The following is a 10,499-nucleotide window of genomic DNA, read 5'->3' as shown; positions in this document are numbered from 1 at the left end:
GATCGGCTAATTCGGGTGTTGGGATGCCAATTATCGGGCTCACTCCCAAATTGCCGAGTTCCGAAGACCCCAGCGGAATCCCAACACCCATGGACGATGTCCCAGACGATGTGCCCGTGGTGGTGGATAGTATCGATGTGGTGCCGGAAGGCGACGCGCTCGACGCCGTCGTGCTGCAGGTGCCCGATGCTGTTGAAGGCATCGGGTTCACAGAAGACGTCCCGCTCATGGTCGTGGTTCCGTCAACGCCTCCGCCATCGAAAGTGGAGAGGGCGGAGGTCGTTCCGGCAAATTCGGAAGGTGACGCCAGAACACCAGGCGCCAGGAAATTGGTACACCCGGAATTGGGCGTGATTACAGAGCCAGGCGTCGTCAAGCCACCAGGATCGAGTTCGACCGCGCCCAGCGGAATACCAACCGGATTGAGGGGCGAACCAATGCCAGAGAGGGGCGAGGTCATTCCTATTGGCGGCGTGGTCGTGCTGACTTGCGCCAGGCTCGGCCCGCTGAACAAGAGAGCGATCGCAATGGCGATCGGCAAGATTGGCATCGCAACATCATTGTCATTTCGCATTGGAACTACCGTCGTTTCGTATGTCCAGGTGAGGCATGCGTAAAGGAACGTCGTTGGGCCGTTGGAACGCATTTCGCCCGGTCAGATCGGAGATGATGGCAGATGGAGGGGGAAGCGCTCTTCCGTAAAGGCGGCCGGATTTCCCTATTCGCACGCCGACCCCGAGCATTTGACGGTTCGTCGTCTCGGCTACAAACCAATGTATGAGCCACTCAGACTTCTACTTCATTCCCGTATACCTTTGCGGGATGGATCGCATGGTCGCTGGCACTTTAATGTGGGCAGAAGGCGAGACAGCGGGCCAGCATGGCAACCTGGCTTGCGCCGAGGGGTTTGAGCGGTCCTGCAAACGGATAGCGGTTGCTACAGGCGAAATCGACGATTTCGGGAAACGTCTCAGGTCAGTTCGCATGAGAGAGGCGCCCGATGTCCCAGACCGCCAGGATCAGTGTACTCCGCCAAGCCGGTGGCGGGTCCAAGGTGCCGCCGCCGGCGAGCGCCCCTATCGGTGAGACATTTGCGATCGCTCGCGTTCCGAACTCCACTATCCCCATAACCGCCGATAGCCGCCCTGGTGAAGGCGATCATGGCCAACAAGCTCCTGGAGGCCCGCTGCCGGCGAACGAGCAGCCCGAGGCGACCGTCGCAAGCGAGCACGTGCGCGGACCAGGCGGTTCAGATACCGGACACCGAAACCGCCGGCCAGCCGTCTTCATCATCGGTTTCATTGTCCTGGCTGCTCTTGTCCTCGGCGGATCCTACTACTGGTACGCGACCCGCAACTTGGTGAGCACGGATGACGCCTATGTCGATGGGCGGGTTGTCACCATCGCGCCGCAGGTTTCGGGCCTCGTCGTGTCGCTGGACGTGACGGACAACCAATTTGTACACAGGGGTGATCCGCTGATCCATATCGATCCGCGCTCCTACATGAGCGAGCGGAACCGGGCGCAGGGCACCCTGGACAGCGCCAAGGCGCAAGCTGCGGGGGAACGGCTGGCGACCGAGATCGCTCGCAAGAATTTCCCCGCCCTGTTCCAACAGGCCCAGGCTCAATTGCTGACTGCAAAGGCCAATTTGACAAAGGCCCAGGCCGACTATGACCGGCAGAGCACTCTGCCGAAAGCCGCGACGACGCAGCAGGAGGTCGATGCCGCGTTGGCGGCGCTGCGCCAAAGCAAAGCGCAAGTCACGCAAGCCGAAGCCCAGGTTCAGCTGAGTTCACCGGTCGAGCAGCACATCGGCCAGAGCGATACGCAGGTCGAACAGCTGAACGGTAAAGTCGAGCAGGCTCAAGCGCAGCTCGATCAAGCCGAACTCAACCTCTCCTGGACGGTCGTGACGGCGCCACAGGATGGCTGGATAACCCGGCGCAACGTGGAAATGGGCAACTACGTCACACCTGGCCAGCAGATCTTCTCGATCGTTCCGCCGGACATGTGGATCACGGCCAACTTCAAGGAAAACCAGCTTGATGGTCTGCGGCCCGGCCAGAGCGTGAAGATCGACGTGGATGCCTATCCTCGGCTCGACCTGCATGGCCATGTCGACAGTGTGCAGATGGGGTCCGGCTCGAAGTTCACCGCCTTCCCACCCGAAAACGCCACCGGCAATTTCGTAAAGATCGTCCAACGCGTGCCAGTCAAGATCGTCATCGACAGCGGGCTCGATCCCAAGCGTCCGCTGCCGCTTGGGATCTCGGTGGTTCCGACGGTTTCAGTTCGATGAGCAGCACTCCTGCCGAGGCCAGCGCAGCCTGGAAGCCTCGCTACAACCCTTGGCTCATCGCGGTTTCGGTGACCCTTGCCGCCTTCATGGAAATCCTCGACACGACGATTGTCAATGTTGCCTTGCCGCACATCGCCGGCAGTCTGTCGGCGAGCAATGACGAGGCGACCTGGGCGCTCACCTCTTACCTGGTGGCAAATGGGATCGTGCTGACCATTTCTGGCTGGCTGAGCGATCTCTTAGGGCGCAAACGCTATTTCCTGATCTGCATCACCATGTTCACGGTCTTCTCGTTCTTGTGCGGGACGGCGACCAGTCTGGGCGAACTGATCGTCTTCCGGCTGCTGCAGGGTTTTTTTGGCGGCGGCCTGCAACCGAACCAGCAGTCGATCATCCTCGACACGTTCCCACCGGCCAGGCGCGCGGCCGCATTCGGCGTGACGGCGATCGCAACCGTCGTCGCCCCCGTCCTCGGCCCGACGCTGGGCGGCATTATCACCGATCAGTCGACGTGGCGCTGGATCTTCTTCATCAACATACCCGTGGGCATCTTCGCCGTCTTCTTGAATGCGATCCTCGTCGAAGATCCGCCTTGGGTGAAGGACAGGAAGAGCCGGGGGCTTGACTACATTGGCCTGTCGCTCATCACGCTTGGTCTCGGATGCCTGCAGATCATGATGGATCGCGGCACGGACGACGATTGGTTCGGTTCGCCCTTCATCGTGTTGATGGCGCTGCTCGCTTTCCTGGGAATCGCTGGCGCGATCGGCTGGCTGCTAATTGCCAAGAAACCGATCGTCAATCTCGACGTGTTCAAGGACAGGAATTTCACCACCGGCTGCGCAATGATCGCGGCGATGGGCAGTATCCTCTACGCGAGCGCCGTCGTCATCCCACAGCTCGCACAACAGGTTCTTGGCTATACCGCAACCTGGGCGGGGCTCATTCTTTCTCCAGGCGGCATCATTGTCATCATCCTCATTCCATTGGTTGGACGCCTCATGACAATCGTCCAGACGCGGTTCGTCGTGGCTGCCGGTTTTTTGGTGATGGGAGGCGCGCTGTTGTTTTCGAGTCATCTGGCACCGAACGTCGATTTCCCGACACTCGTGCTGATGCGCAGCTTGCAGGCGGCCGCGCTGGCGTTTTTGTTCGTGCCCATCAGCACGACCACCTATCTCAGTTTGCCACGCGAACTGAGCGGCGACGGGGCTGCCCTCTTTTCGATGGTTCGCAACGTGTCCGGTTCGATAGGGATTTCCGTCGCAACCTCGCTCGTCACCGAGCGGAGCCAGATCCGGCAGTCCTACCTGTCGGAATGGGCCTCGCCCTTTCATCAACCCTACAACGCGTTGGTTGATCAATACGAACGTGTGTTGACGGCGACCGGGCATGCCGCGGGATCAGTCCATGGAATGGCGGTTGGAAAGGTCTACCAAGTCTTCCAGACGCAAGTTGCCGTCCTCGCCTATTCGGACGTCTTTCTGTTCTTCTCCTTTGTCGCCTTCCTCGCCGTCCCATTTTGCCTCCTGCTATCCGGCAAGAAGGCTGCCAACGGCGAGGGCGCCAGCCACGCGGGTTGATCATGGGCCAAAATTTGCGCGCTGTTGCAGCGATTCCAGTCATGTTCGCGCTGGCAGGTTGCACTGTCGGACCGGATTTCGTTAGGCCTGATCCCGGCTTGCCGAAACGCTGGTTTGCGAACGGCGCGGCAACTGCGCTGGAAAACTCCAGGGAATCCAGCGCTGCGGTTCTCGAGCCTGTCGACCCCGCTTGGTGGCAGGCCTTTCGAGACGCGGCTCTTACCTCGCTCATGCAGCGCGTCGCCGATGCCAACCTCGATGTGAAGACCGCGACCATCCGGCTCGCAGAAAGCCGTTTTCAGCGCGCTGCCGTGGCCTCCGCTCAACTGCCTGGCCTGAATGGCAGCGCCAGATACCAACATCAGAGTCTTGATGATGTGAGTGCCAAAGGCAGCCTGATCGGCGGCCTGCTTGGTTCACCGGGCAGCACCATTTCTTCCGCAAAGCCGGCCGACCTGTTTACCAGCGGCTTCGACGCATCCTGGGAACTCGATCTTTGGGGGCATGTCCGCCGCCAGGTCGAAGCTGCGGATGCGCAGGTTCAGTCTTTCGAGGAACGGCGGCGTGACGCGCTCGTCTCGAGCCTCGCTGAAACCGCACGCGACTACATCCAGCTGCGCGGCACGCAGACCCTAATCAGGATCGCCAACGACAATCTGAAGATCCAGCGAGACATTTTGCAGCTGACGCAAACGCGCCAGCTGCAAGGTTTGACGACCAGTCTGGACGTCGAGAACGCCGCCGCGCAGGTCGAAGCCATCCGTGCCCAGTTGCCCAGCCTGCAACAACAGGAAGCGCAGCAGATCAACGCCGTGAGCTTCCTGCTCGACCTGCCGCCCGATGCGCTGCGCGGCGAACTCGCCACCGGGAAACAGGTGGTGCCGATGCCTGCCCGGGTTCCGGCCGGCATTCCTTCCGATCTCGCGCGGCGGCGCCCTGACATTCGCGCTGCGGAAGCGCAGCTTCACGCGGCCACCGCAGACATCGGAGTCGCAGTGGCCGAATTCTATCCCTCCATCCAGCTGAATGGATCGGTGGGTTTCGACGCCCTCAAGGTCGGGAACTTGTTGACTGCCAGGGCGATCACAACCAATCTCGGCCCGAGCATTTCGATACCGATTTTCCAGGGCGGCCGGCTAAAGGCGACACTGGATCTTCGCAAGGCCCAGCAGGTCGAGGCGGCGATCGCCTACCACAGGACGGTGCTGCGAGCCTGGCACGAAGTTGTCGATGCCCTCATCGACTACCGCGCCGAACGGCAGCGGCGCTCCCGACTGGCCAGGCAAGTCGAGCATCTGCGTCAGGCCTTGTCGCTGGCCCGTGACCGCTACAATAACGGAGTCACCGAGTTCGACACGGTGCTCGACACCGCACGCACACTGCTGCAAGCCGAACAGGATCACGCACAGAGCACGACCAACATCTCGATCGACCTCGTCCAATTGTACAAAGCGCTCGGTGGCGGTTGGGAATTGACGTATCCGAACGCACCGCCCAAACCGCCGATCAATGCTCAACGAACTTCGAAAGCAGGAAAGCCGGCATGACCTCGACAGCGAGAAGGGCTCGACGTCGACCTTTGGGCAAGCTGGCTCGGAAATCGGTCAACTTGCCAATTGGAGCGGAAACAGGACCGCTTCAATCCAAACCACTCCAGTTGGCGAGATTGGGTCACAGGCAAGAGTGCCAGATTCCATTGGATCCATAGTAACTCGGGTCCACGGCATCAAACGAGCAGTAAGCCGTGTCTGTGTCGTCGTTCAACCAGGTCTGGTTGTCATTTTGCAGATCGCCAAGTTCCCGATCGCGAAAAAAGACCTTGTGGTGCTGGTTGCCGATGGCACCGCTGCCAGAGTGTACGGCATGACCGTCACTGCCGCCGCTGCGCGCCATGGAAACCGTCACCGTGCCGGTCGCCAGCATCACGCCCAAAGTAATCTTCGCCAATGTTGTGGCTGATTTTCTCACGATACGCTCCTTCAGATTGAGAATTCCAAGACTGTTGAACAGAATCTATATTAGTCATGTGCTTACTTCTCGGAATAGCATCTAAGTTTGATGCATATATATCATGATCTATGCTGGTATCGGCTGTGAAACGAGATTCAGCCGGGCCGCAGTTCGGTTGGCGTGCGCGCCAAACCTTTCGGCGTTCGAATCCGGTCCCCACTCACGCTGTGGAGCCCGGATTCGAAGAGACTCTGGTGGATCACGGGCAATATGGGTACCCGAGATAGCCGTAGTATGGATACGGGTAACCACAGTAGCCGTCGTCATAAAAGTCACTGCCGAAACCGCGACCCCTTCTGAACCTATGACCGCCGCCGACATGGACGCCACGGACATGGGCGCCATCACCCATGCTTGCGATACGACCGTCGCCGCCAGGGCTCATGCCGTGGCTACCGCCAAAGCCTTCGCCGCGGCTGCCGCCAAAGCCTCCGGCATGGCCGCCACCGCCCATGCTCATGCCATGACCACCGCCGCCGCCGAAGCCGCCGCCGTGACCGCCGCCACCGCCGTGCGCCATCGAGGCCGTCGCTGATCCAGCCGCCAGCATTGCGCCCAAGGCGATCGTCGCCAAGACTGTTGTTGCTCTTTTCATAATACACTCCTGTATTTTAAGCTTTCGTAGCCGTTGAAAGCCATACTGATATAGATACAGGAGTCATTTCTCGACATAATACGATTGTTTGACGTTTATATATCTTTTAACTACATATATTACTTGTTGATTTCATGTGTTGCCGGCAAATGTGCCAGGCAGCGCCTTTGAGGCCTCGGCTGCAAGGTATCCCGCTCCGACCAGAGCGGGACCGGTCGTCGCATCGGATGCGCTGGCAACCTATGGGCTGCCCCAAGACGCTCCGGGATCAGGATGTGCGATGGACGCAACTCCAAGGTTCATGCGTTCGCCGACGGGCATGGCGTCCCGTTTCGCATAGACAACCTTCACTGCATTTTGCAATTTTTCGAAGGCGCGCATCTCAATCTGACGCACACGCTCGCGCGAAACGCCGAATTCGCTTGAGAGATCCGCCAAACTCCTCGGGTCATCCGCAAGCCGACGCGCCTCAAGGATGCGCCGTTCGCGTGCGTTGAGCACGCCAAGCGAGTCGATCAGCGCTCTATGCCGGTTGGAGGCCTCCTCGATCTGAACGAGCTTGTACTCCTGATTGTCCTCGCCCTCGACCAGCAGATCCTGCCATTCGCCTTCGGCTCGACCTCGCAGGGGCGCGTTGAGCGACGTGTCTCCGCCCATGCGGCTGTTCATGTAGACAACTTCCTGTCCCGTCACCCCAAGGTTGCTTGCGATGAGTTCCACCTGATCTGCATGCAGGTCGTTATCGTCAAGCGCCGAGAGGCGAGCCTTGAGCCGCCGCAAATTGAAGAACAGCTTTCTTTGATTGGGCGTCGTGCCCATCTTCACCAGCGACCAGGAGCGCAGGACATATTCCCGAATGGCCGCCTTGATCCACCAGACAGCATAGGTCGCCAAACGAAAGCCGCGCTCCGGTTCGAAGCGATTGACTGCTTTGATCAGACCGATGTTGCCCTCTGATATTACCTCCGACATCGGCAGTCCGTAGCCCCGGTAACGCATGGCAACCTTGGCAACCAGGCGAAGATGTGACACCACCAGTTGGTGAGCGGCCTCCGGGTCGTTGTGCTCGCGCCAGCGTTTTGCCAGCGCCTGTTCCTGCCCCGGCGTCAGCATGGGGAGATGTTTGATCGTGCCTAGATAACGGCTAAGCCCGCGTTCGCTCGACAGATTTGTTGTTGTTGCACGTGCCATGCAGCACTCCTTGCTTGCGTCGCAGGGGATCAGTTGCTTCCTGACGCCCATAGCTTTCGATGTTGGCTTCTCTGTTCGACGCTGCCCTGTTGGCCGCGCTCTTCGCTTGAAGGGCGAAGATGCACCCAGGCGCCGTTAGCGCGTGCCATGAAGTACAGAAGCGATACAGCTGATCATGGCCTGGCTATCCAAAGGCTTGCGGAAGAAGCCGATCGCGCCCGTTTCCCGAGCGCGTTTGCGGACGCGTTCCTCGGGAAAGGCGGTGATCAAAATGGTCGGTATGTGATAGCCATGTTCGATCAAATGATCCTGCAGCTCTATTCCTGTCATTCCGGGCATCTGGATATCGCAGATCAAGCACGACGTATCTTCCAGATTAGATGACCTCAGGAAGTCCTCGGCCGATTCGAATGCAAATGCGATGAAGCCCAACGATCTAACGAGGCTTGCGGTCGCAAGTCGAACGGACTCATCGTCGTCGATGATCGAGATCATCGCGTTACGGGTCAATTCACTATTCCTCCGTGCTTGCCGATGACCCAAGCATTGCTGTTCAACGACTGTTTCTCAGCGAGAGATTGCGCCTGCGGTCGTGAAAGCGAAAGTTATACAGAGGTGTAACAATTTATTTCCCGGGAGCGTCTATCCCCAGGGCGCCGGCCATCTTCACCAGGTCGGCCAGAGTTCTGGCACCCATTTTCTTCATCAGGCGACCGCGGTGGATTTTCACCGTGATTTCACTGAGTTGCATCTCGCCAGCGATTTGCTTGTTCATCAATCCAGTCGCGACAAATGCCATCACCTCGCGCTCCCGAGGGGTCAGGGTGCGCAGAAGGCTTTGCAGCTCCGACTGCGCCCGGTCTCTCTCTCGCCGTTGCCTGTCGCGCTCCAGAGCGCCGGCGACTGCATCCAGAATATCCTGATCTCGGAAGGGCTTGGTGAGGAAATCGACAGCGCCGGCCTTCATGGCGCGCACAGACATCGGAATGTCGCCGTGACCGGTCATGAAAATGATCGGCAGATGAATGCCTGCCTTGGCCAACTGCGTTTGAAATTCGAGTCCGCTCACCTCCGGCAGCCTGATATCGAGCACAAGGCAGCTCGGACCGTCGGGAAGCCGACTGTTCAGCAGTTCGGGAGCAGAACCGAAAAGCTCGACGCGCGTACCAACAGATCGGAAGAGGCTGCTTAAAGCTTCACGTAACGATGAATCGTCGTCCACGACCAGAACGGTCGGAGGCACAGCGCCGTCGTTGCCTTCTGATTGGGAGGGAGGGGCGGGGCGTCGGATCATCACCCGGCATCCTTTTCAACGCGTGGCAGGGAGAATTGGAATATCGCGCCTCCGCCTGGATTAGGCACGATCCACACACGGCCTCCGTGTGACTCAATGATCGACCGGCAGATAGACAGCCCCATGCCTATTCCATCCGCCTTGGTGGTGAAAAAAGCCTTGAACAATTGGCGGGCACTTTCGGGATCGATGCCTGGTCCAGAATCTCGGACTCTCACATTTGCCTGGTTGGATCCATCGATCGACGTCGTGACGAGAATTTCCCGTAAGTCGCTCTTACAAGGGGCCATTGCCTGAATCCCGTTGATCAACAAATTGATCAGGACCTGTTGAAGCTGGATACGGTCGCCAAGTGCGGGCAGCGGCCTGTGGGCCAGATCCAGTTTCAGAGTGATGCGATTTGCAACGAACTCATGCCGCACCAACACGATTGACTCGTTGACGATCTCGTTCACGTCGACAAGGGTCATCTGGATGTCGCCCTTCTTGGACAACGCTCGGATTCGATGGACGATATCGCTGGCGCGTTGGGCGTCAGCGATGCTCCGCCTGACCGCGCTGCGGACCTCATCCAGATCGGGCTTGTCGCGATCGATCCATCGCAGGCACGCCTCGCCGTTCATAACGATGCCGGCAAGCGGCTGATTTACCTCGTGCGCGATCGAGGCCGTCAATTCACCCAAGGTGGTGAGGCGTGTCACATGGGCGAGTTCAGCCTGGGCCTTCAGCACCTCGGTTTCGGCTCGCCTGCGCTGTGATATGTCCGTATTCGTTTCGAGAACCGCCAACGGTTTGCCATCGGCATCCTTCTTCAGCGACCAGCGGCTGGAAACGACAACGACGGATCCGTCCCGCTTCGTGTGCATGAGCTCACCTTCCCAGCGGTCGGAGCTGAGCAGTTCCCGATTGATCTCGTTCAGTTCGGCTGGAAAGACGGTCTGCAGGAACTGATGGCTGGACTTTCCCGCCGCGTGTTCGGCGGACCAGCCGTAAATGGCTTCGGCACCACGATTCCAATAAGTGATCATATCACCCATGCTGCGTACGAAAATCGCATCATGCGTCAAATCGAGCAGTTGGGCTTTTTCAGAAAGGTCGGTCGAGGTCGACTGGTTTTTAAGGACAAGAAGGCTGGTAATGGCGATGGCCGAGATGCTCATGAGGCAGCGGCTGAGCGCGCCTCCACTGGCTTCGTCTCCGTGAACAATCCAGAAGCTCAACAAAGTGAGCGCTGCACAGCCGACCGAACACAAGACAATGCCACGCCTACGGAAGGCGGTACCTGCGAGCAGAATAACGACCACATAGAGGACCGCTACCGCCCCAGAAAATGGATCAATCGTATCGACAACGAATATCCCGGCCGCCAGAAGGATGGCCAGAGGGGCCACTAGCCGCGAATTGCCGGATGCTGGCGGAGATAGTCTGTGCCGCATAAGGTCTCTGCTCGGTTCCTGGTCGACGCTTGCGCTGCTAATCGACTCTCCGTGGCGCGCCGTCCAACCTAGGCAACTAGATCCTTTC

General features: G+C 59.0%; 10 protein-coding genes. 5 read left to right on the top strand and 5 right to left on the bottom strand.

Annotation, left to right across the window (positions count from 1 at the left end):
* The first annotated feature begins 89 nt into the window (after positions 1 to 89).
* From ASD12_RS34445 to ASD12_RS26170, 4 genes are all read left to right on the top strand, one after another.
* Positions 90 to 617, top strand: a complete 528-nt coding sequence (locus ASD12_RS34445; RefSeq protein WP_056593322.1) for a hypothetical protein — start codon at positions 90 to 92, stop codon at positions 615 to 617.
* Positions 618 to 1,000: 383 nt separating this feature from the next.
* Positions 1,001 to 2,302: an HlyD family secretion protein gene (locus ASD12_RS26180; protein WP_082525689.1), complete on the top strand. Its 1,302-nt coding sequence runs from the start codon at positions 1,001 to 1,003 to the stop codon at positions 2,300 to 2,302.
* Between the two features lie 68 nt (positions 2,303 to 2,370).
* The gene (locus tag ASD12_RS26175; protein WP_244482978.1) at positions 2,371 to 3,885 is read left to right on the top strand and encodes a DHA2 family efflux MFS transporter permease subunit; all 1,515 of its coding nucleotides are present in this window, start codon (positions 2,371 to 2,373) and stop codon (positions 3,883 to 3,885) included.
* 41 nt (positions 3,886 to 3,926) lie between these two features.
* Positions 3,927 to 5,432 (top strand): efflux transporter outer membrane subunit, encoded by a 1,506-nt coding sequence (locus ASD12_RS26170; protein WP_244482977.1) that lies wholly within the window; start codon positions 3,927 to 3,929, stop codon positions 5,430 to 5,432.
* Positions 5,433 to 5,556: 124 nt separating this feature from the next.
* Here the strand turns inward: ASD12_RS26170 and ASD12_RS26165 are convergent, their stop codons facing one another.
* A complete protein-coding gene (locus tag ASD12_RS26165; protein WP_156388896.1) occupies positions 5,557 to 5,853 on the bottom strand; it encodes a hypothetical protein in 297 nt (98 codons plus the stop codon).
* Positions 5,854 to 6,214: 361 nt separating this feature from the next.
* Here ASD12_RS26165 and ASD12_RS34440 point away from each other — a divergent pair, with 361 nt between their 5' ends.
* On the top strand, positions 6,215 to 6,430 hold the full coding sequence (locus ASD12_RS34440) for a hypothetical protein (protein WP_162252288.1): 216 nt from the start codon (positions 6,215 to 6,217) through the stop codon (positions 6,428 to 6,430).
* 300 nt (positions 6,431 to 6,730) lie between these two features.
* Here ASD12_RS34440 and rpoH read toward each other — a convergent pair whose 3' ends face one another.
* The 4 genes from rpoH to ASD12_RS26140 form a co-directional block, all read right to left on the bottom strand.
* Positions 6,731 to 7,681, bottom strand: a complete 951-nt coding sequence (gene rpoH / locus ASD12_RS26155; protein ID WP_082525696.1) for an RNA polymerase sigma factor RpoH — start codon at positions 7,679 to 7,681, stop codon at positions 6,731 to 6,733.
* A gap of 135 nt (positions 7,682 to 7,816) precedes the next feature.
* A complete protein-coding gene (locus ASD12_RS26150) occupies positions 7,817 to 8,191 on the bottom strand; it encodes a response regulator (RefSeq protein WP_244482976.1) in 375 nt (124 codons plus the stop codon).
* A gap of 115 nt (positions 8,192 to 8,306) precedes the next feature.
* A complete protein-coding gene (locus ASD12_RS26145; RefSeq protein WP_056593302.1) occupies positions 8,307 to 8,975 on the bottom strand; it encodes a response regulator in 669 nt (222 codons plus the stop codon).
* Positions 8,975 to 10,366 carry an ATP-binding protein gene (locus ASD12_RS26140; RefSeq protein ID WP_162252287.1) on the bottom strand — a complete coding sequence of 464 codons (1,392 nt, stop codon included), beginning with the start codon at positions 10,364 to 10,366 and terminating at the stop codon, positions 8,975 to 8,977. The genes ASD12_RS26145 and ASD12_RS26140 overlap by 1 nt, the downstream gene beginning before the upstream one ends.
* Positions 10,367 to 10,499: the final 133 nt, after the last annotated feature.

Origin of the sequence: Mesorhizobium sp. Root102 (assembly GCF_001425625.1) — a bacterium.
Taxonomy (GTDB): Bacteria; Pseudomonadota; Alphaproteobacteria; order Rhizobiales; family Rhizobiaceae; genus Mesorhizobium.
The sequence above is the reverse complement of the archived record's forward strand: the minus strand, read 5'-3'. Positions and strand labels throughout refer to the sequence as shown.

Bases quoted from the DNA above. Each gene is read 5' to 3' on its own strand.
- ASD12_RS34445 (WP_056593322.1), top strand. From the start codon at position 90: ATGGACGATGTCCCAGACGATGTGCCCGTGGTGGTGGATAGTATCGAT.
- ASD12_RS26180 (WP_082525689.1), top strand. From the start codon at position 1,001: ATGTCCCAGACCGCCAGGATCAGTGTACTCCGCCAAGCCGGTGGCGGG.
- ASD12_RS26170 (WP_244482977.1), top strand. From the start codon at position 3,927: ATGTTCGCGCTGGCAGGTTGCACTGTCGGACCGGATTTCGTTAGGCCT.
- ASD12_RS34440 (WP_162252288.1), top strand. From the start codon at position 6,215: ATGGACGCCACGGACATGGGCGCCATCACCCATGCTTGCGATACGACC.
- rpoH (WP_082525696.1), bottom strand. From the start codon at position 7,681: ATGGCACGTGCAACAACAACAAATCTGTCGAGCGAACGCGGGCTTAGC.
- ASD12_RS26145 (WP_056593302.1), bottom strand. From the start codon at position 8,975: ATGATCCGACGCCCCGCCCCTCCCTCCCAATCAGAAGGCAACGACGGC.